Source organism: Nostoc sp., from assembly GCF_036917465.1.
In the GTDB taxonomy this organism is placed as follows: Bacteria; Cyanobacteriota; Cyanobacteriia; order Cyanobacteriales; family Nostocaceae; genus Nostoc.
In genome coordinates this window covers 1-21,896 of sequence record NZ_JBALDL010000039.1, presented here as the reverse complement: position 1 = coordinate 21,896, position 21,896 = coordinate 1, and the positions used below count along the sequence as shown (strand labels likewise).

General features: G+C 42.1%; 14 protein-coding genes. 6 read left to right on the top strand and 8 right to left on the bottom strand.

The window, feature by feature from the left end; translation table 11 throughout:
* Window positions 1-48: 48 nt before the first annotated feature.
* The 6 genes from V7K38_RS07360 to V7K38_RS07335 form a co-directional block, all read right to left on the bottom strand.
* Complete coding sequence (locus tag V7K38_RS07360) at window positions 49-3,357, bottom strand: GAF domain-containing protein (RefSeq protein ID WP_334856634.1); 3,309 nt, start codon at window positions 3,355-3,357, stop codon at window positions 49-51.
* A gap of 126 nt (window positions 3,358-3,483) precedes the next feature.
* Window positions 3,484-3,957 carry a chemotaxis protein CheW gene (locus V7K38_RS07355; protein WP_334856632.1) on the bottom strand — a complete coding sequence of 158 codons (474 nt, stop codon included), beginning with the start codon at window positions 3,955-3,957 and terminating at the stop codon, window positions 3,484-3,486.
* A gap of 121 nt (window positions 3,958-4,078) precedes the next feature.
* Entirely contained in the window at window positions 4,079-4,444 is a 366-nt protein-coding gene (locus tag V7K38_RS07350; protein ID WP_334856631.1) for a response regulator transcription factor, read from the bottom strand.
* Window positions 4,445-5,032: 588 nt separating this feature from the next.
* The gene (locus V7K38_RS07345) at window positions 5,033-6,250 is read right to left on the bottom strand and encodes a response regulator (RefSeq protein WP_334856629.1); all 1,218 of its coding nucleotides are present in this window, start codon (window positions 6,248-6,250) and stop codon (window positions 5,033-5,035) included.
* 518 nt (window positions 6,251-6,768) lie between these two features.
* Entirely contained in the window at window positions 6,769-7,695 is a 927-nt protein-coding gene (gene murQ / locus V7K38_RS07340; protein ID WP_334856628.1) for an N-acetylmuramic acid 6-phosphate etherase, read from the bottom strand.
* An 81-nt stretch (window positions 7,696-7,776) separates the two neighbouring features.
* Window positions 7,777-8,223, bottom strand: coding sequence for a DUF3110 domain-containing protein (locus V7K38_RS07335; RefSeq protein WP_334856626.1), 447 nt, complete (start codon window positions 8,221-8,223; stop codon window positions 7,777-7,779).
* 265 nt (window positions 8,224-8,488) lie between these two features.
* Between V7K38_RS07335 and V7K38_RS07330 the strand changes: the two genes are divergently transcribed.
* The gene (locus V7K38_RS07330) at window positions 8,489-14,437 is read left to right on the top strand and encodes a translocation/assembly module TamB domain-containing protein (RefSeq protein ID WP_334856624.1); all 5,949 of its coding nucleotides are present in this window, start codon (window positions 8,489-8,491) and stop codon (window positions 14,435-14,437) included.
* A gap of 253 nt (window positions 14,438-14,690) precedes the next feature.
* Here the strand turns inward: V7K38_RS07330 and V7K38_RS07325 are convergent, their stop codons facing one another.
* Both V7K38_RS07325 and V7K38_RS07320 read right to left on the bottom strand, forming a co-directional pair.
* Window positions 14,691-16,073 (bottom strand): carotenoid oxygenase family protein, encoded by a 1,383-nt coding sequence (locus tag V7K38_RS07325; protein WP_334856623.1) that lies wholly within the window; start codon window positions 16,071-16,073, stop codon window positions 14,691-14,693.
* The gene (locus V7K38_RS07320) at window positions 16,074-16,640 is read right to left on the bottom strand and encodes a PadR family transcriptional regulator (protein ID WP_334856621.1); all 567 of its coding nucleotides are present in this window, start codon (window positions 16,638-16,640) and stop codon (window positions 16,074-16,076) included.
* Between the two features lie 338 nt (window positions 16,641-16,978).
* On the opposite strand from V7K38_RS07320, the gene V7K38_RS07315 reads away from it, so the two are divergent.
* The 5 genes from V7K38_RS07315 to V7K38_RS07295 all read left to right on the top strand — a co-directional run.
* Window positions 16,979-17,392: a hypothetical protein gene (locus V7K38_RS07315; protein ID WP_334856619.1), complete on the top strand. Its 414-nt coding sequence runs from the start codon at window positions 16,979-16,981 to the stop codon at window positions 17,390-17,392.
* Between the two features lie 233 nt (window positions 17,393-17,625).
* A complete protein-coding gene (locus V7K38_RS07310) occupies window positions 17,626-18,801 on the top strand; it encodes a hypothetical protein (protein ID WP_334856617.1) in 1,176 nt (391 codons plus the stop codon).
* Window positions 18,801-19,337, top strand: a complete 537-nt coding sequence (locus V7K38_RS07305; protein WP_334856615.1) for a hypothetical protein — start codon at window positions 18,801-18,803, stop codon at window positions 19,335-19,337. The genes V7K38_RS07310 and V7K38_RS07305 overlap by 1 nt, the downstream gene beginning before the upstream one ends.
* A gap of 6 nt (window positions 19,338-19,343) precedes the next feature.
* Window positions 19,344-20,792, top strand: coding sequence for an NB-ARC domain-containing protein (locus tag V7K38_RS07300; protein WP_334856613.1), 1,449 nt, complete (start codon window positions 19,344-19,346; stop codon window positions 20,790-20,792).
* The coding region (locus V7K38_RS07295) for a tetratricopeptide repeat protein (RefSeq protein WP_334856611.1) at window positions 20,786-21,896 on the top strand (1,111 nt) is incomplete at its 3' end. The genes V7K38_RS07300 and V7K38_RS07295, both read left to right, overlap by 7 nt.

Here is a 21,896-nt window from a genome sequence, read left to right as displayed (position 1 = left end):
GGAGTAGGGAGTAATTTAAATTAAAATTCCCTACTCCCTATTCCCTAGTTAATTTACTTTAAACTTACTAGAAGTTGTTAATAAGTCTTGCGCCATCCCTGATAAATCTTGAAAGACAGTAGCAATTTCTTGAGATTCAGCAAAAGTCTTATTAGCAATTTCTGCTACATCTTGCATTGATTTTGTGACTGTTACAGATTGCGTCATTTGTTTTTGAGTTGCTGCGGTAATCCGCTCGATTAGCTGACTAATTTCGGCAGTCGCTGAAACGATCGCATTCAAGTTTTGGCGAGTGTCACTAACAAGATTTGTGCCTTCTACCACCTGCTGAATACCAGTTTCCATTGCTAATGCAACTTCCCCGGTTTCTGCTTGAATTTCCTGAACTAATTTTTCGATTTCAATGGTTGCTGCTGCTGACTGACGAGATAAAGAACGAACTTCATCAGCTACAACTGCAAAGCCTTTGCCATATTCACCAGCACGGGTGGCTTCAATAGCTGCATTCAAAGCCAATACGTTTGTCTGTGTAGCAAAATTACCAATCAAACTCACCACTTTGGAGATTTTTTGCGAAGATTCACTGAGGCGTTTAATCTTTTTGCTGGTTTGAGCAACGGTTTCACGAATTCCTTGGATTGCTTTTACAGTTAGGTTCATCGCAGTATCGCCAGACTCTACTGTTTGATTAGCTTGTTGCACTGCTAGTTGCACTAACTCGGCATTCGTCACCACAGCTTGAGTAGAGTCTACCATCTGTTGAATTTTGCCTAATGCTGCGGTAATTTCCTCAGATTGTTGTTGTGCCAGATTATTCAGTCCCGCTAGTGAAGCCTCGCTATTGCTAGAAGTTTGAGCAACTTGTTGAGCAGCTCCCTGTACCTGAAGAACTATTTGCCGCAGTGCTTGCAGGGTATTATTGTAAGCATCGGCGATCGTACCTAGTTCGTCTTCTGTAATGGGTGCGCGTACGGTTAAATCACCGTTGAGGGCAGGTCTAAGGGCTGTTAGCAGTTGAATAGATCGTTGTTGTAGTAACTCCTTGGCAGCCTTTTCTCGTGCTGCTGCTTCTGCTAATTTGGCTGACTGCCCTTGGACTTGTTGCAAATATTCAGTCTGTTGTAATGCTAGTCCTAACTGGTTGCCAATGCGTGATAACAAGGTGACTTCCGATTCTTCCCAATCACGAGTTGCAGAATTTTGATAAGCTCCCAGCAATCCCCACAATTGCTCTCCTACAAATACAGGAACAATTACATAAGCTTTGACTTCAAATTGCTCTAAAATTTCAAGATGGCAATTAGAATGACCTACCTGATAGATGTCATTTACAACAAAGTTTTCAGCCTGGGCATATCGACCTCCTTGAGTTTCTTGCAAGTGAGTATCTTCCCAGACAGTTTTGATATCGGGGCCTACCAGTTTTACCCAAGTATGACCTACTGATTCTGCTACAAATTCACCAGTCCAATTAGGGTTGAAGCGATAGACTGCGACGCGATCGCATCGTAATAATTGCCGTACTTCTTGAGTGGTTGTTTTGAAGATTTCTTCGACATCTAAAGATTGTCGGATGCGGTTACTAATCTTGGTGACAGCTTTTTCTTGCTCTGCTATCTGAGCTAGTTTGTCAGATTTCAAGCGCACTAATTCCAAATAATCTATCTGTGATTTAGCTAGGCTAAATTGCAAGCTGATCTGAACCAAAAAGGTCACTTCCCAGGTTTGCCATTCACGGTGGCTAGAATTTTGATAAGCTGCCAGCAAACCCCACAATTTATCCCCGAAGAATATAGGAACAATTATGTAAGCTTTGGCTTCAAACTGCTCTAAAATCTCAATATGGCACGGAGCAAGTCCTACTTTATAGATATCATTAACGATAAAGTTTTCACCTCTGACATACCTACCTCCCTTAGTATCTTGCAAGTATGTATCGTCTAAAACGGTTTTAATCTCAGGGCTTACCAGTTTTGTCCAACCAGTACCTACAGACTCAGCCAAAAATTCGCCACCCCAGTCAGGGTTAAAGCGATATACGGCGACGCGATCGCATCGTAGTGATTGACGCACTTCTTGAGTGGTTGTTTTGAAGATGCTATCTACATCTAAAGATTGCCGGATGCGACCTACTATCTTAGTGAAAGCTTTTTCTTGTTCAACTATTTGAGATAGTTGCTCAGATTTCTGATACATTTGTTCGAGATATTCACCTTGTGAGATAGCTACGCCAAATTGCAGCCCAATTTGAGTTACAAAGCTTTCTTCCCAAGGTTGCCAATCACGAGGGCCAGAATTTTGATAAGCTCCCAGTAAACCCCATAATTTCTCTCCAGAAAATATAGGGGCAATGATATAAGCTTTCATTTCATACTGCTCTAAAATATCAATGTGGCATTGAGCATGACCCATTTTATAGATGTCTTTGGCCACATAGCTTTCACCCTTGGCATAACGTCCTCCTTGGGTATCTTGTAAGTGAGTATCTTCCCACACCATATAAAAATCAGGGCTGACCATTTTTATCCAGCCATTACCAACTGACTCAGCGACAAACTCGCCACTCCAGTCAGGGTTGAAGCGATAAACACCGACGCGATCGCATTTTAGTAATTGACGGACTTCTTGAGTGGTTGTTTGAAAAATCTTATCGACACTTGATGCCCGCAGAATTTTGTCGATGACTTTAGCTACTGATTTTTTTGCTAGTATTCGCTGTTGTTCTTCTTTTTTGAATTCAAAACTCTGTAATTTGTAGATTAATTCTGTTGTAATTTGAGATAAGAGACTAATTTCTACTTCTTGCCACTGCCGCGTTGAGTAGCAATTATTTACTGTTAGTAAACCCCAGACTTTACCTTCTACTACAATTGGTACACTCAAACTAGCTTTAATTTGAAATTTATCTAGCAGTTGCTTTTGATAAGGGGTAAGTTGAATCTGACTGATATCATCAATAACTACAGGTTCTAAATAGTCTTGATTGGTATATAAACCAAAAATAATTCCGGGAATATTTTCGCCTAAAGTCGGTGTCCAACCTAGTGTTCTAGATTCTGCTAAAACATTACCTGAATCAAGGGAAGTAAACTGATAAATTAAGGCGCGATCGCAGCCAATTTTTTCTCTAATTTGCGCTACAGTAATTTTGAGTAGTGTATCAATGTCTGGGGCTTGGCGCAGATGGATTGTGATATCTTGTAACTGTCGCCGCCAAGTTTTAAATTCCTGAGCGATCGCATTTAATAAAGATATTTCATTGCTAGCAATATTTGCTATATCAGCTTTCCCATTCATATTTTCCACTTCAGGGATTAGATGCTCAGTTTCATGGCTATTGTTATACAAAAATGTCATTGGATTGTCCTCAATTTTTTTATGGATAATAATGAGAAATTTTGCAGGTAATAATGAACTATTATTTTGTTAGTAAGGATTAGAATTTGTCAAAATACTATACTTAAATCACTCATTATCAAATGTTCAATGATCAATCTTCCAAATGGGAGCTTGGATAATTGTCATGGCATCCAAGTTGAAAATCACATCTTCAGATTCATTAATAAAGTATCCCTCTAAGAAAGGTGATATTTTAGGATAAAATAATTCGGCACTTGGGGGTTTCATCTGATGACTATCTAGCCATTCAATATCTATAAGCTGTCGCACCAATAGTCCCAAATACTTTCCATTGTTTTCCAAAACAATCGCCATCATTTTTGAAAGTAAATTTGCTCCTTGGGAAATTGGAGGATAACCTAACATTGCCTCTAAGTCTACTAACCAAAGCATCTCACCACGCCAATTATAGATACCCAAAACGCAACTGGGCATCTGAGGAACGCCACATATTTCTGGTAATGATACTTGCAAAACTTCTGTGATGTATTGTAACGAAATTACGGCTGTATCCCTGACTCCCAAGTTAAAACTTAAAAACTTATCTTTGGTTTCCAAAGTTATCGATCCTTTGTCCTTGATGATTTATCTTTAGCGACTACTTGTAGTTATTATTTAATTTGTCGTTGCTTCTAAATTAGAAGTAGTAACTTTTTTTGGATGTTTCTCTACTAAATTACTACTTGTTAATTAGCTGTTTGACAATTACCACTAATTCCTCTCGATTAATTGGTTTTGATAAATACCCCTCTGCGCCCAACATATTACCCCATATCTTATCTACATCGCTATTTTTTGTAGAACAGAAAACTACAGGTATTTTGCTAGTTGTGGGGTTATTTTTCAGTTCTCGACAAATTTCAAAACCACTTTTACCTGGTAAAATTACGTCGAGAAATATTAGGTCTGGCTTATTTTTATCTATTTTGTCTTGAGCCTCTTCACTGCTTGTAGCGCTAATCACTGAATAACCTGCCTGTTGCAAGTAACGGCTGATTATTTCCATATCTGTTAAGCCATCTTCAACAACTAAAACAGTATTCATGGTAAGTACCCTTTAATTAATTTTAAAAATGTAAACAAATTAGACAGACAAATCCTAAATGATTCGTGAGCAAAGATATGGAAGGTATTAGAGAGTAGTCCCTAACCCCTTTGGCATAGACAATATTTCATAATTCAATAGAACTGCTATAAATACAATTTTTGGTATTTGTCTAATTTTGATTCAATCTTTATGTATTAACCTCAGAATAAGTACGTAATGAACAGAGCTAAATATATATTTTTGTGAAGCTAAAGGTTTCGTCAATAAATATTCTTTACAAAAATTAATGAGGATAAATATATATGTTTTGTATCTTTGTTTAACCTTTGATTAAATGCAAAAAAATTAGGTAGTTTTAAGACCGCCACCTAGTTTTTTATTAATTATAAATTTTTATTCATGACCTCAATAGTTTTATGTTTATTCAGGTGGGAAAACTTATAGACTGTAAAGTTTTTTGTTAGGGCTATTCATAAGTAATACGCTAATGCTGAGAAATGAAATTTTCAAATTCATCAGATTTACTGATGATTAATCTCAATAAAAATGATTAATTCTTCGTAATTACAACAGAAGTCCTCCTTTTTAAACGTGGCTTCCTCCTGCCTCCTGAAAAACATCAACCTTAGCTTTACTTGTGACACTTGATGTAGGTAAATACTTACGTACTATACTCATTACCTTGTCAGCCACTATGGGTTTAGTAATAAAATCTGTAGAACCGACAACCTTGGCACGAACTCTATCTAAAAGGCCATCACTACCTGTTAATATAATCACTGGTGTATTGGCAAAGGCAGATATTCGCCGCAACTGAGTGCAGATTTCATAACCACTTGCGACTGGCATAATCAAATCCAAGAAAATTAGGTCTGGTTTATGTTGAATGAGAGTTGGAAGTGCTTGTACAGCATCTTGAATCTTGATAAACCTTAGTCCATTGGAAGTGATAATATCCTCTAGCATTTTACAAACTTGAGGGCTATCATCCACACAGGCTATTAGTGGAGCAATCGGTTTCTTTGATTGTGGGGTGACAGGTTTATTATTATTTACTTCAGCTACTATTAAAGGCATATCACCTACTTCCACCAATTCGATGATTCCTTTAAGGATATAAGGAAGCAAGGAACGGGTGAGTGGCAGTACACTCTGCTTCATTTTCACGCCTAAATCTCGCAGAGTCAATTTACCGTTGATTAAACTCACAAAGTTTTTGTAGACAGACGGACTTACTATCTGCTGGAGTTGTTCTGGTCGCCGCAGAACTGGTGCTAAGTCAGGAGAAAAATTTGCTAAACCAGCTTCTGACCAAGTTTTCCATGAGTCTTGCATGTGCTTTACAGACATTTCTGCACTTGTAAAGCTCATTGGTGTTTCTAAGATAACTTCTTGGCTACGATTGCAACTTATAGAAGCAAAATTTCCTTGCAGAGCTAGATCAAATAATAGTTCTGTGATGGTGTTTTCAGCAATAGACTGAATCTGTTCTCTCTGAATTTTCTGTTTTTTATAAAATATTTCTAGAAGACGGTAATCCCAGTAATCTATTGATACATCTTTCGAACGCAATAGCAACTTATCAACATCAATTTGAGGACAATTTTGAGCCATCTGTCTACGCCATCGGCGGAAGGGATGAGTTCCACCTGTTCCCCAAACTATCCGTCCCAGCCGATAGTAAAAAGTCCATTGGCTGCCTTTTGAACTTTTAATATTTAATTTGCCATTAAATTGTAGTTGAGTACAAGTTTTAAATTCATTTACCAGGTTATTTGAAAGAATAAGTTCTGAGTGGGTCATACTTTGTTCCTTATATTAAAAAGCCACCTATTAAAAACCCACACTATGTATATAGTGGTCAAACAGACACCTCAAAAAGTTTAAATCCATTTTGGTATATAGTAGTTTAAATCAAATTTATTAAAATCAACGATGATGGGAAAATAGCAAAAATCTTGATAGTTCATAAATTCTATAGCACAGAGCTGATTCTCGACAGACTTTAGAACTGAAGTAGATTGCTATAGTCCACATCATTGAAATGCATTCAGTATTTGTATATCATTTTAATAAATTTCTTAGGGGATTATATCCGTAGAAGTTCTGAATTTTTTGTTTAAATAAGGATTAGTAGCCTCTAAAGACTTTTAGTTTAGTTATTGAGAAGAACTATAAATGTTAGAAATATTTATTTAAGTTTATATTTGTTAATCTCTATCAATTATAGTGGGTTTTACTAGGAAATTTTATCCTTAAAAAAAGGTGTCCTACTCAGACAAGTAGCAGCCACCTATAGAGTATTTATTGAGGAAAATTTTTTAAGGTTGGTTGTGGTTTTGATAGCTGATAATAGCTGCCCTAAGATTACTTTGGTGTTCTGAAAGAAGCCGATCGCCCTCCTCTTTTTCTAAACCAGTCCAGTGCATTAATAATGCTAGCTTAACCCACTTGCCACTGCGTTCTAATAAAAAACTAGCAGCTTCCCGACTTAAACCTGTGAGGTCTTGTAAAATTCGCAAAGCGCGATCGCGTAGCTTTTGATTTGTTACCGCCACATCCACCATCCGATTGCCATAAACCTTACCTAGTTTGACCATTACCCCAGTAGAAAGGATATTTAAAGCTAACTTGGTGGCTGTACCAGCTTTCAGACGAGTTGAGCCGGCGATGATTTCTGGCCCTGTCAAGAGGCGAATGTCAATATCGGCATCAAAGCTAACTTGTTCAGCCGGAACACAGGCGATAAAGATAGTGATGGCTCCCCGTTGACGAGCAGCATGAAGGGCACCGTGGACATAAGGCGTTGTGCCACCAGCAGTAATGCCGACTACGACATCTAGCTGGGTAATGTGTCGCCCAGCGATCGCAGTTTCACCATCTTCGATGCTATCTTCTAAACCCTCCGAACTGCGTACCAGCGCACCCGCACCACCAGCAATAATCCCCTGTACCAACTCTGGGGGCGTACAAAAAGTAGGTGGACACTCAGCAGCGTCTAACACTCCTAACCTACCACTTGTGCCTGCACCGATATAGAATAAACGTCCGCCGTGGCGCAAACGCTCTGCGGTGCTATCAATTGCTTCAGCCAACTGAACTTTTGCCGTTGCCACCGCCGCGACTGCTTTTTGGTCTTCGCTATTAAACAGTTCTACCAAGTCCAGAGAACTAAGCTGGTCTAAGTTAAGACTGTTAGGATTTACCATCTCGGTTAAAAGATGCCCGCGTTCTTGTAAATTTGTCATTTGTCCTTTATCCTTTGTTTTTTGTCTCTTGTCATTAGTCAATTAGCGACCAATGACCAATGACTAATGACTAATGACTAATTAAAGCAATCCTTCCAATTTGCGACGCATTTTCTCTAGTTCAGAATCAGATAATTCTGGTTCTTCTAGTGGCTGTTGATTGACAGGGAAGGTGTCTTCAACAGTATCCTCCTTCTGGGCATCTACTTGCCAGTCAGTTTCTTCCACGTTTAGTTCTGGGACTTTACTGATTAAAGGGCTGTTTTCGGGGATAATTTCCCATTCATATCCAGCACTTTCGCAAAATTCCTTGATTTCCTCAGCATCGATTGGCTCTGGTGTCGGAGAGGGGAAATCCTGAGCTTCCAGCATTAGGGCAAAGCGCGTCGCGTCGTCTTCTGACTCAAACATCAGAATTTTATTGCGTAGCTTGCCGCCTTCGGCATCGCCCTCTCGGATCGTGTGAATCCCCTCATTTTCCGTCCGAGCATTAAAAATCAACACAAAAACACGCATAGGTGTAATCATCTGTCTTTTTTAAAGTCTATTCATATTAAAGTTCTAGGTTGTACCTTAGCAAAAGTCAAAGGAACAATTTTCACTCTATTTAGATCAGATTTACCTGAAAACGCCAATATTCTTAAGCAGAAGTATTGGATCAAGCAAATACCGCAACTCAACCAATGAAGTCTTGGATTTAGTTGGCGTATCCTGGAAATGGCAGACTGAATCAATGTGTCAGTTAATGCTTGTGTGTGCCAGCGACATCCGGCAATTAATACAGTGAAAGCAAATGACTAAATCTCCCAATCAAGATATTCACTCCCCCTGCCCTATCCATAAGCGTCTGTGGTTGCTGGTGTTGAAGCGGGGTAGCATTGCTTTGGGCGGACTTTTACTGTTAGGAGTTATTGTTGGGATTTGGCGGTTGTGGACTTTTGTACAAACAGAGTTAACGCCGTTGGCACAGCAAAGTCTGACTACTACACTCAACCGCCCGGTAAAACTGGGAAAAGTCACACAATTTTCGTTGACGGGAGTGCAGTTTGGGGCTTCCGCTATCCCAGCCACACCCATAGATCCAGATCGGGCCACAGTCGAAACTGTAGAAGTGGGTTTTGACCTGTTACAACTAATCTTTAACCGCCATTTAAAGCTAGATGTCACTTTAGTTAACCCAGATATTTATATTCAACAGGATGATCGAGGGCGCTGGGTTTCTACTAGCATCGCGCCGTCAGGTGGAGGCGGTGCAATTAGAACTGATTTGGACTACCTGCGGTTTCGCAATGCCAAGCTGGCCTTGATGCCGGAGAAGAGAATAGAGGAGGCAGGGGGAGGAATATCTGCCGCGACTCCCACCTCCCCGGTAACATTTTCTCAACTGAATGGATCTGCCCAACTTTTAGCAAATAACCAGTTAATTCGTTTTGATGTGGGGGGGCAAGCAGACAGTGGTGGCAATATTTCCATTCAGGGAGAGACACGTTCTAAAGTGCTAGCAGGCAACTTTCAGGTGCGATCGCAAGATTTGTTCGCTGCGGATATTACTCGCCTAATTAAGTTACCAATAAACTTACAGGCGGGTCGAGCTAATGGCGACTTGTTAGTTCGGTTGACACCAGGACAAAAGACTTTATTGTATGGCAGTGCGGTTGTACAAGGGGTAACACTTCAAATACCCAAAGTTCCGCAACTGTTGAGTAAGAGCCAAGGAAATCTTCGTTTTCAGGGAACGGAGTTGCAGTTAAACAATGTTACTACCAACTACGGCAAAATTCCTGTAGTGGCTACGGGAATTATCGACACTCAAGCAGGCTTTAAGTTGTCAGGGCGGGTAAATGCGGTGAGTTTGGCTAATGCCCAAGAGACTTTAAAGGTAAAACTACCTGTGCCGATCGCTGGACAAGTACAAGCAGATTTGCTGATGACTGGATCAACTAAAGCGCCAATTCTCTCAGGTTCAGTTGCCACAATCCAAACTGCCCAGATTGATAAAGTTGATTTTAATAGCATCAGTAGTAAATTTGAGCTTGTTACTAGTTCTAGTTCCTCTTTACTGACCTTAAAAGATATTCAAGGTAAAGCAAAGGTTGGTGGTGATATCATCGGCGCTGGCACAATTCAACTTGGTAAAACGCCGCGAATAGATTTAAATTTCGCTGCGAAGAATGTTCCAGGGGATGCGATCGCAAAAGTCTACGAAACAACACCTGCGTTCCAAATCGGCAATGTCTCAGCTACAGCCCAATTAAGCGGCATTTCTACCAATGTCCAAACTTTGGTACAATTTCAAGCTCCCAATGGAACTTACCCTGGAACCGGTGAAGTTGCGATCGCTCCAAATCGCAATGTCTCTTTCCGCAATGTAGCTCTTAATGTCAGTGGTGGTACAGTCAGGGCAACTGGGAGTTATCTTAATGAGCATTGGCAAGCTGTGGCTATTGCCTCTAGGGTAAAATTAGAACCCTTTGTAGACAAAAGTCAACTGCAAAATGTCTCTTTGGCGGAGGCACAGTTTAATGGTCGTCTTATCCTCTCAGGCAGCACAGCACCATTTAAAATTGCCACGATTCGCAGTGATGGGGCAGGAGTTCAAATTGGTGGCGGCACAGTTGCAGTTTCTAATGTCCAACTGCAAGATCAAGGTTTCTCTGCTCAACTTGTAGCTAATGGTGTGCGGTTGGGGCAGATATTGAAACAGTCTCCCCCAGCTTTAAATAATCCTTTGGCGGGTACATTCCAAATCGCAGGCAACAGAGATAATTTCAGCCTGAAAACTCTCCGTGGCAATGGTGAGGGTAGCCTTGCTATTGGCGGTGGTACGGTTACAGCTAAAAATATTCAACTTGCTGATGGTGTCTACCAGGCGCAAGTTCAGGCTAAAAATGTACCTGTGCAGGAATTGGCATCACTACCAAAGCGGTTTCAAGGGGCGTTAACTGGTGAGTTTGATGTAGCGGGTTCTGTTGATTCTTTTAAACCGCAAACTATTCAAGCCAGTGGTCAGGCGCGGGTAAATGTTGCGGGTGGAACTATTACAGCCTCTAATATCCAACTTGCTAATGGTGTCTATCAGGCGCAAGTTCAGGCAAATAATGTCCCGTTGCAGCAGTTGGCAGCAGTACCACCGCAGTTTAGAGGGACGTTAACTGGTCAAGTAAACGTCGCGGGTTCTGTTGAATCCTTCCAACCACAAACTATCCAAGCTAGCGGTCAGGCGCGGGTAAATGTTGCGGGTGGGACGATTACAGCCTCTAATATCCAACTTGCTAACGGTGTTTATCAGGCGCAAGTTCAGGCAAATAATGTCCCGTTGCAGCAGTTGGCAGCAGTACCACCGCAATTTAGAGGGAGATTAACTGGTCAAGCAAACGTGGCGGGTTCTGTTGAGTCCTTCCAACCACAAACTATCCAAGCTAGCGGTCAGGGACGGCTGGATGTTGCAGGTGGAACGATCGCAGCTTCTAATATCCAATTGGCTAACGGTCGCTATCAAGCTGTAGTTAATGCTTCTGGTGTAGAGTTAAATCGCTTCAATCAGCAATTGCGGGGTCAGCTTGGCGGTCAGTTACAATTAGCTGGCAATGTCGGATCGTCAAAATTAGCCGATGTGCGTGCTGCTGGACAGGTGCAATTATCTCAAGGTATCCCTGGTCTTGAGCAACCTCTGACGGCTGCGATCGCTTGGAGTGGTGAAAGACTTACTATTGAACGAGCAACTGCTCCCGGTTTAAGTGTGACTGGTAATATATTAGCCAATGCAACCAAGGCAGGCATACCGGAAATTACGGCATTAAATCTCAATGTCCAAGCGCAGAATTACAACTTAAAACAGTTACCGATCAATCTTCCTAATCAGGTTGCGGTGGCGGGGAGTGTAGATTTTAATGGTCAAATCACTGGTAAGCTACCCTTGCCAAATGTGGTAGGGCAAATTAATTTACGAGACTTGGTTGTTGAAGATATTGCTTTTGAGCCGTTGTTGACTGGAAACATCGATTCAGCACAGGGACGCGGTTTGAGTTTAAATTTGGTAGGAAATAGCGTAGACCCGTTGGCGAAGCCTCTCGTAGAGAAGGGGCTTCTCGGCAGAGATCGCCTATCCTTTAATTTAGATACCAATAATCGCCCGAAATCTTTTTTAGTCAAATGGCAGGAAGCATCAGCCACAGGTAACGTTCAAGGGAATGATTGGGCGCTCAAAGTTGGAAATTTCCCCTTACAGATATTGAATTTGACTCCGCCAGCAATTACTCGACTGGGTGCTGGTAAGATAACTGGGTTGTTAACTGGGGATTTGTTGTTTAATCAGCAGACATTGGCAGCAACGGGGAATTTAGCGATCGCTAATCCGCAAATTGGCCGACTTAAAGGCGATCGAATAGCTGCTCAATTTCGCTACGGTAATGGTAAAGCCACACTCACCAGTAGCGAATTTGTCAAAGGCAAAAGTAGCTACGCCCTTGTCGGAACTTTCGCCCAAAGCCCTAAAGGGCCTCAACTACAAGGTAAATTAAACGTCAGTCAAGGAGAGATCCAAGATGTTCTGACTGTGGCACAGATATTTGATTTACAAAATTTGCCAGGTGGTTCAGCAGAAATCTATGGCACAGCAGAGGATCTAACCACCACCCCCCAAGGAGTGCCAAATCAACCCTTATTAACCCAAATCCAACGGTTTTCTGAAATTGCAACTTTGGTAGAAGAACAGGAAGAACAGCGAATTAATTCCACTCCAATACCAGATTTGGCAGACTTAAAGGGGACTTTTAATGGGGAAGTGGCTGTAAATACAGCTACAGCCAATGGATTATCAGTAGATTTTAAGTTGAATGGACAAAACTTTGCCTGGGGTAAAAAGGAAGAACGAAATCGTTATTATACTGCCGAAAAAGCGATCGCCGAAGGCAACTTTGAAAACGGTGTTTTGAGTTTGCGACCTTTACGGCTTGAATCTCAAAATAGGTTGATTGCCTTTACGGGTAACGTTGGCGGTGATGAACAATCTGGCCAGTTGCGGGTGAATAATTTCCCTGTAAAATTACTGAACAATGTTGTCAAACTACCAGTTGGAATTACAGGTAATCTGAACGGTACAGCAGCAATAGCCGGCAGCATTGCTAATCCTCAAGCTAGAGGGGAATTGCAAATCACAGAAGGATTATTGAATCAGAAAGCAATAGAATCAGCGAGGGCAAGTTTTAGCTATGCTAACGGACGTTTAAACTTTGGTAGTACTGTAGCAGTTTCTGGGCCAAAACCTGTTGATATTAATGGCAGCATCCCTTATAAATTGCCTTTTGCAACCGTAGCACCAGACAATGACCAAATCAGTTTAGATATGAAGTTGGAAAACGAGGGATTAGGACTTTTAAACGCATTGACTAATCAAGTGGTATTTGAAAAAGGTGAAGGAGAAATAGACCTGAAGGTACGCGGAACATTACAAAAACCTGAAGTACAGGGAATTGCTACTGTTAATAATGCTACTTTTTCAGCCCAGGCTTTGCCAGGTAAGTTGAGAGGTGTAACAGGTAGAGTACTGTTTAATTTTGACCGCATCTTAGTAGAAAATATTGAAGGTAGATTTAGCCGTGGGAAAGTACAAGCTGCTGGAGAAATTCCCATTTTCAACAATCAGAAAGCCACTATCCACAATCCTCTAACTGTTAATCTCGAACAGCTAGCGTTAAATCTCAAGGGAATTTACCAAGGAGGTGCTAGCGGCAATTTACAGATTACTGGTTCTGCTCTTAACCCGTTAATTGGCGGTAAAGTAAATTTGTTTGATGGTCAGGTATTACTGGCAGAATCTACCAACGCGGATTCATCTGCAAATAGTAGTCTTGGTGTATCACCCACAAAGGAGAATAAGCAGAGTAAAGCTGAAATTGGGAATGGCATGGGAAATGGCATCGCTAAATTTAATAATCTAGATTTAGAACTTGGTAAAAATGTCCAAATTACTCGTCCGCCGATTCTCAATTTTCGCGCTAGTGGGAATCTCATTGTTAACGGCTTCATCAATCAGCCCGTACCCAATGGCACTATCCGCTTAGAACAAGGAGGGGTGAATTTATTTACTACCCAATTTAACCTTGCTCGTGGCTATAAACACACGGCAACTTTTAGCCCTTCAGAACCTCGCGATCCCAACTTAGATATTCGGCTATTTGCCAAAGTATTAGATGTTACTCAAAGTAATGATTTTAGCCGGATAAATTCTACAGGTTTATCAGCATTAGAGAGTGTTCGAGTCGAAGCCACTATCAACGGTCTTGCCAGTAAACTAAATGACAATCTAGAACTAACAAGCAGTCCATCACGTAGTCAAACCGAAATTGTTGCTCTTTTAGGAGGTGGATTTGTAGACACCCAAGGACGTGGTGACAGTACTTTGGGTCTGATTAATATTGCAGGTTCGGCTGTGTTCAACAATTTTCAGTCAGCTTTTAACCAGATTGGAAGTACCTTTGGCTTAAGTGAACTGCGGATATTTCCTACCGTTATTTCTGAGAATCCTGAAGCGGGAAGGAGCAGTTCAACTTTGGAATTAGCAGCCGAGGCTGGAGTTGACATTTCTTCTAAAATATCGGTTTCTAGTATCAAAATTTTAACAACAAATGATCCCTTTCAATGGGGTATTAATTACCGGATAAATGATGAATTTCGTGTGCGTGCTTCCACTAATTTAACTGATGATAGTCGTGCAGTAGTGGAGTATCAAACGCGGTTTTAAAAAAGGTTTTTTGGGGACTGGGGACTGGGGGCTGGGGACTGGGGACTGGGGGCTGGGGACTGGGGACTGGGGACTGGGGACTGGGGACTGGGGACTGGGGACTGGGGACTGGGGACTGGGGACTGGGGACTGGGGACTGGGAAATTTGGGAAGGATCAAAGCCTTAAACATCATTTTTCTGCACTCTTACCCAGTCCCTAATCCCTAATCCCTAATCCCTAATCCCCAGTCCCTAATCCCCAGTCCCTAATCCCTATTCTTCAACAATCCAAGTACCATGAAATCCATAAGGCACTCGTTGAGGAATTATCACCCGCGCTACAGGTTCAGCAGTCACATCTTGGGCATTAACCACTACTAATTCTGAAGTGTTTGAATTTTCATCGTGGATGAAAGTTACAAGCCAGCCATCATCCTCAGTAATTGCACTAGGACGCGGCGCAAATACAGCTTCACCGCCATAGCGCCCCTGTCCGAATAGGTGGGTTTGGGACTTTCCACTATTGAAGTCGTACTTAATCATGCCTTCAAATAATGGTAGGGGACTATTCGCCATTTTGTTGGTGTAGCCATATCGAGTTTGCCGCCCCAATAGATTTTCGTTGACGCGGGGAAATTCTGAAGCTACATCGTCTAACATTTCTTCACGCACTGTCCCCATATTGAGGTTAAATCGCCAACGATACAAACGCGGGATATTTGCTTGTGCGTCGGGTTGCGAATCATCAGCACCCAAAACAGTCGTAGAACTCATACGACAGGCAATCAGTACTACTTCGTCGCCGTCTTCGTAAGCGTTGAGGGTATGGAAGACGTAGCAAGCAGCAGTCTCAAACCATCGGATATTACTGTTGTCTCCGTGACGTGGTACAATGCCAAAACGACTAGGGCGATCGCGCTCAAACATCATAATGGGTTCTCCCCGTTGCGATCGCTCAACGCTGAAAGTCAAAGGCAAATCCATGAAAATTGTGTAGTTTTCTGTGATGGCGAAATCGTGCATCATCACTCCTATGGGGAGGTCGATTGGCACTGTTCGCAATAGTTCGCCTTGTGCCGAGACTACACTATATTGGACGTATGGTGGTGTAAACAGAGAGTACCCAAAGAACATCATCTCGCCTGTAACTGGGTCTACCTTGGGATGGGCTGTGAAGGCAGAAATCAGCTTGTCATTGTAAGTATATTCGCCAATAGTTTCTAATTCAGGAAGCTTGATAGCGTAAGGTTTAGCTCCCTCGTTCAGCGCCAACATCTGACCAGCGTGCCAAACTAAGGCAGTGTTGGCGGTTTTTTTGTAGCCACCATGAGGATTATCCTTTCGCGGTGGTTCTAACAATCCTGTCCAGAGAGCTTTACCTGCTTCTCGTTCTTTTTTCCATGCGGCTGTCTGGATGTAACGGTTGCGATAAGTGGCTACGCCGTTGCTAATTTGTACACCATGCAACATCCCATCTCCGTCGAACCAGTGATATTGACCGATTGGTGTCCATTGAGGGTTAGGGCCATTCCGTACAAACATCCCCGACAAATCAAGGGGTAATTCACCGATGACTAACAGTTTGTCGGTGGTGATTTCTTCACGGATGGGAGCAAAATTGCGATCGAGATAAGGATTGACGGCTATTGTTGCCATTTATAAAATCTGGTAATGTGATGTACATGGCTTTTGGTGACTGATAACATTTATTGCTATCTTCAACCAATCAATATAAGTCTGTTCTCTTCGGATCGCTAACTCCAGCACCAGCCTTTGCATTACTTGCTTGCGGTTGGCAGACTGATCATCAAGTAATGGCAAATCAATGATTTCACACTCAGCAAGCTTTTTGATTCGAGCCGTTAATTGCTGCTCCAGTAGATGAATAATGGTTTCATTCGGCAATTGCTCTGCAAAATGCAACTGGAGGAGCAAAGGTTCTCGGATAGTCGGTAAGGGTTGATGAGTCTCAAGCCATCGGGCAAATTCGGCTTTTCCTGGCTCCGTTAGACTATAGACTTTACGATTGGGGCGATCGCGTTGAATCTCAATTGTACAGGTAATCCAGCCTTGCTCAACTAGCTTATCAAGAGTTCTATAAATTTGTGCCTGGTCTGCTGGCCACAAATGGGCAATACATTGATCGAAGCAGCTTGTTTTGAGGTCGTAGCCCGTCATTTCTTGCTGCTGAAGAAAACCTAGAATTATGTATGCTAGGGACATTAAGGCAGTTTTCCCATAATTGACATTTCCTCAATAGATGTACTTCTTATAACTTTATGCTATTATATGATTAATCCAATATAAGATACAACAGTTATAATGTAATAAATGCTCCTTAACAACGAAACCGAATTCAGGAACCGAGCTTAAGCAGATAGTTAACAATGCTGTTTGCACAGATGCAGAATTAAAACTTTAATTACGAATTACGAATTACGTAAAGCCTGCGGCATAGCTTCGCTTAGAGCGTAGCGGGGCGTTCGCGCAGCGTCTTGCAGAGAAGCCCATTACGAATTACGAATTAGTAAAAGGCTATTGTAACGAGAGGATTGGTAACATTGACTTCTAACACACTTTCACAAAGAATACGTCAACATCAATATCTGCGTGATTTACGCAACAAATTGCTTCATCTGCACAAAATGTTGCTGGACACAGAACGTATTGCCTACGAACAGGTTAGTGGACGAGTATCAAGCGGAGAATTACTTCAGCTAGTTATCGCTCATGAACAATTTGCTTGGCTACATCGGATTTCTGAGGTGGTTGTGCAAGTTGATGAAATGCTCGAAGCTGATGAACCGATTGCAATGGAAGATTTTGAAAAGTTAATTGCTGATGTCCGCACGCTGATTATACCGTTAGAAACGGGCAATACCTTCGAGAGAAAGTATTATAACGCTCTCCAGAGCGAACCTGCTGCTGTGTTGGCACATGCGGAAATATCAAGATTTCTCACGACTAAGGTTTAAAGAGCAAGACTTGGGGCTTAGAGCTATTTTGAGGTAAATAGACCACGCGGTAGGGGCAGAGCATTGCTGCGCCCTTACGACAGATGTGGTTCAAATACTTGAATTCTGCTGTAAGCCCCAAGTTCTAGAGCAACTTCACAGGCTATCGGCATAAGTTTTCTTGTATCAGATAACGTGGTCATGAATAATATAGAAGACCAGCTTTGCGTAGGCATAGCCCCTTTATAATAACAATGACCACTGTAATATTTGTACATGGCACTGGCATTAGAGAACGAGAATATAACCAAACTTTTGAGATAATTGAGCAAAAGATTCACGCTCAACGTCCTGACATCAAAGTTGCTCCCTGTCTTTGGGGTGCATTGGGTGCAAAGTTCAATGAAAATCGGGCATCAGTACCCTTAGAAGATGCAACACTGGCTTTATCTCCAGGAGAAGAAGACGCAGAGATTGTATTGTGGGGGCAATTATACCGCGATCCTCTGTATGAATTGCGACTGTTTTCTTTGCAACCTCTTGAGTCAGGAAATCCATTTGGGGAACAACTAGGGGATGTTTTACAATCTCGTGTAGCCAGTCTCACACCGACATCTCAACTGGAAGCTAACTTGCAAGAGGCGGGAATTGCAGAGGTATTTGAGCAAGCACGAGAGGCTACTATCCACAGTGAACCGTATCATCGGGCATTGCTCACAGTTTCCGAATCTGATTTGAGTGAATATTATGCACCAATAGCTAGAGCGATCGTGGCTCAAGCAATGTTTATTAGCGAACAGGAAGAAAAATTTCCTCCCATACTCACCGATGCCCAATTGCGCGATGATGTTGTGGAATTGCTGACTCTGGGTTTGGGAGAGGCGGAGTTAGGATTGGGTGGCTGGTTATTAAAGCCACTTGTTGGATTAGCACAGCACGGCGGAACAAATTATATCAGAGGAAACCGCCTTGAGTTAACTGATAAAATTTCGCCTATGCCTGGTGATATTTTGTTGTATCAGACGCGGGGTGAAAAAATTAGGGCGTTTATCCAGCAACAAATCGAAGAAGCAGAACCGCCAGTAGTTTTAATCGCCCATAGTTTGGGAGGTATCGCTTGTGTAGATTTGCTAGTACAGCAGCAGTTGTCTCAGGTGGAATTATTGGTAACAGTTGGTTCCCAAGCACCATTTTTATATGAGATTAACGCCCTTTACAGCTTAGAATATGGGCAGTTATTGCCGGAGCATTTCCCGGAATGGTTGAATATCTACGATTTACGGGATTTTCTCAGTTACGTGGGTAAGAATATTTTTCCTGGTAGAGTGCAGGATGTGCGAGTGGATAGCAGACAACCTTTTCCCCGTTCTCACGGTGCTTATTGGAGAAATGCTAAAACCTGGGAGGCGATTATTTCGAGGTTGCCATAATGGTTTACTTTTTACGGTATCTAGAAAACCCCTCTGCCAACCTCTTTTTTACAACGAGAGAGGCTTTAAATTTTCCCCCTTCCCAATTAGGGAAAGGAGTTAGGGACTGTTTTCAAACTGGAAGATCCCCCCTAACCCCCCTTAAGAAGGGGGGAAAAGAAACTCTAAAAGCTCTCCTTTTTAAGGGGGGAAAAGAAACTCTAAAAGCTCTCCTTTTTAAGGGGGGAAAAGAAACTCTAAAAGCTCTCCTTTTTAAGAAGGGAAAAGAAACTCTAAAAGCTCTCCTTTTTAAGAAGGGAAAAGAAACTCTAAAAGCTCTCCTTTTTAAGGGGGGAAAAGAAACTCTAAAAGCTCTCCTTTTTAAGAAGGGAAAAGAAACTCTAAAAGCTCTCCTTTTTAAGAAGGGAAAAGAAACTCTAAAAGCCCCCCTTTTTAAGGGGGGTTGGGGGGATCTCCAAAGACTCAGGTGCTTCAAGAAAGGTTTGAAAACACGCCCTAGTGGGTTAGGTTATTTTCCCCATCACGTGAGAGGCTAGGTCATCATGCAGTTGATGGCTAAACCTGAGCGGACTTTTGGGTTAATTGTGGGTATTGAAAAGTACCACGAATCTACTTGGAATGTAACGGGTGGGGGGCCAGCCGATGACGCGCTGAAATTTGCTCATTGGCTGCATCGGCGCGGTGTACCGAAGGAGAATATTCGGTTATGTTTATCAGCGCTGCAAGAAAATCATCAGTTAATTGGGGAATGTGGGTTAGATGTAGAGAAGGCAACTGAGCAAAATATCTCCGACATTGTGACTAACTTTTTATCCCCAAAGTCGGGGGATTTACTCTACATTTTTTGGGCGGGACATGGTTTGATTACCTCAGAACGAGAGCGTCGGTTACTTTGTGCTGATGCCAATAAACAGAATTGGCAGAATTTAGATTTGAATTCTTTATTAGTTTTGTTGGGTTCCGATAAATTTCAGATTCGGAATCATATTTGTATTATTGATGCCTGTGCCAATTATGTTTTAGAGTCGAAGGGAAGACCAACTAACTTAGGTGGCAAAGCTTTTTTGAGTGGACAGCCACATAAAGATAGTCAACAATTTGTGTTACTGGCTACGCGGGAAGGAGAGCAAGCTAAGGTAAATTCTGAAAATAAAACAGGATACTTCTCTCAAGCAGTGAGAGAGGCTTTCGCTGAAGCTAATGGGACTTTTCCGCCGGATATGAAAGGAGTTACTGAGGCAGTTAAGCAGCGATTTAATAGTCTAGATAAAAAACAACTGCCGACTTATTTTTATTCCCGCAGTTGGGATGGAGATATTGAAAAATCTCATTTTAACCCGTTTGAAATTCCGCATAATATCCAACAGAGTCAAGCTCGTAAATTTGTTGGCAGGGATGAGCAAATAGAACAATTGCGTCAGCTATTGCAAGCAAATGATGTTGTGGCAATTAGCGATGTGACTGGGCTAGGTGGGGTGGGTAAAACAGAGTTAGCTATTCAATACTCAGAACAATATTTGGGAGATTATTCTGGCGGGTGTTGTTGGTTAAATCCCCAAGGTATTGATTTGGGAACCCAGTTAGTAGAGTTTGCAGTTGTGAATTTACCTAACTTTAATCTCCCTGATGGATTAAGCCTAGCAGGTAAAGTTGCTTATTGCTGGAAGAATTGGCAAGCTGACAAAGTTTTATTAGTATTTGATGATGTTAAAGACTGGATGCAAATTAAACCCTATCTACCACCTAACGGTTCTCGGTTTAAGGTGTTAATTACCACTCGTCAAAACATAGGTTTAAGATATCCATCACTGCCGTTAGGTGAATTGTCACCAGATGCAGCCTTAGAATTATTAGCAAAGCTATTGGGAAATGAATATGTTCAACAGGAGGCGGAGACAGCAAAAGGAATTTGCAAATTAATGGGCTATATACCCATTGGACTTTACCAAATAGCGGCGTATAGTCGTAACCGAGGAGGAATATTATGTTAGCAGACATCCTCGCACGGCTACAAAAGCAAGCATCAGCAGGTGAGTCTGGTGTAACAGCAGCTTTTGAGTTGAATTGGCAAAGCTTGGAATCAGAAGCACAAAAATTGGCTTGTTTGTTGAGTTTGTTTGCTTTGGCTCCTATCTCCTGGTCTTTGGTAGAATCAGCAGCAAGTGCTAGCCTTATGGAATTTGACCTCAAAGCTAACTGCACTATTTTAGTTGAGCGTTATCTGCTGCAAGAATTGGGAGATGACACCTACCAAGTTCACGAACGCATTCAGGAATTATTGCAGCAGAAGTTAGAAGAGTTAGCGGAAGCTGACGAACTTAAGCGCGGCTTTTGTCAAGCAATGGTAGCCGTAGCAAAAAATATTCCTGAGACACTCACATTGATAGACATTGCTCAAGCAACTCTTGCCATCCCTCACCTTGCCGGAACTGCTACAGTTTACCAAGCTTGGTTAAGTGATGATGATTTAATCTCGCCTTTTGAAGGCTTGGGTAGATTTTACGAAGGACAAGGAGCCTACGAGCAAGCTTTACCTTGGGGTGAACAAAGTTTATTAGCTGCTAAAGAACGTTTTGGGGATGAACACCCCTCTGTGGCAGCTAGCCTGAACAATTTGGCAGGACTCTACTATTCACAGGGAAGGTACAGCGATGCCGAACCAAAGTACATTGAAGCTTTGTCCATGAGAAAACGCCTGCTGGGGGATGAACACCCAGATGTGGCAACTAGCCTGAACAATTTGGCAGCACTCTACTATTCACAGGGAAGGTACAGTGATGCCGAACCCTTGTACATCGAAGCTTTGGCGATGAGAAAACGCCTGCTGGGGGATGAACACCCAGATGTGGCAACTAGCCTGAACAATTTGGCAGCACTCTACTATTCACAGGGAAGGTACAGCGATGCCGAACCTTTGTATATCGAAGCTTTAGCGATGAGAAAACGCCTGCTGGGGGATGAACACCCTAATGTGGCAACTAGCCTGAACAATTTGGCATTACTCTACTATTCACAGGGAAGGTACAGCGATGCCGAACCTTTGTATATCGAAGCTTTAGCGATGAGAAAACGCCTGCTGGGGGATGAACACCCTA

Excerpts from the sequence above, each read along its gene's own strand:
- V7K38_RS07360 (WP_334856634.1), bottom strand. The coding sequence starts at position 3,357 with ATGACATTTTTGTATAACAATAGCCATGAAACTGAGCATCTAATCCCT.
- V7K38_RS07350 (WP_334856631.1), bottom strand. The coding sequence starts at position 4,444 with ATGAATACTGTTTTAGTTGTTGAAGATGGCTTAACAGATATGGAAATA.
- V7K38_RS07345 (WP_334856629.1), bottom strand. The coding sequence starts at position 6,250 with ATGACCCACTCAGAACTTATTCTTTCAAATAACCTGGTAAATGAATTT.
- murQ (WP_334856628.1), bottom strand. The coding sequence starts at position 7,695 with ATGACAAATTTACAAGAACGCGGGCATCTTTTAACCGAGATGGTAAAT.
- V7K38_RS07335 (WP_334856626.1), bottom strand. The coding sequence starts at position 8,223 with ATGATTACACCTATGCGTGTTTTTGTGTTGATTTTTAATGCTCGGACG.
- V7K38_RS07330 (WP_334856624.1), top strand. The coding sequence starts at position 8,489 with ATGACTAAATCTCCCAATCAAGATATTCACTCCCCCTGCCCTATCCAT.
- V7K38_RS07325 (WP_334856623.1), bottom strand. The coding sequence starts at position 16,073 with ATGGCAACAATAGCCGTCAATCCTTATCTCGATCGCAATTTTGCTCCC.
- V7K38_RS07320 (WP_334856621.1), bottom strand. The coding sequence starts at position 16,640 with ATGTCCCTAGCATACATAATTCTAGGTTTTCTTCAGCAGCAAGAAATG.
- V7K38_RS07310 (WP_334856617.1), top strand. The coding sequence starts at position 17,626 with ATGACCACTGTAATATTTGTACATGGCACTGGCATTAGAGAACGAGAA.
- V7K38_RS07305 (WP_334856615.1), top strand. The coding sequence starts at position 18,801 with ATGGTTTACTTTTTACGGTATCTAGAAAACCCCTCTGCCAACCTCTTT.
- V7K38_RS07300 (WP_334856613.1), top strand. The coding sequence starts at position 19,344 with ATGCAGTTGATGGCTAAACCTGAGCGGACTTTTGGGTTAATTGTGGGT.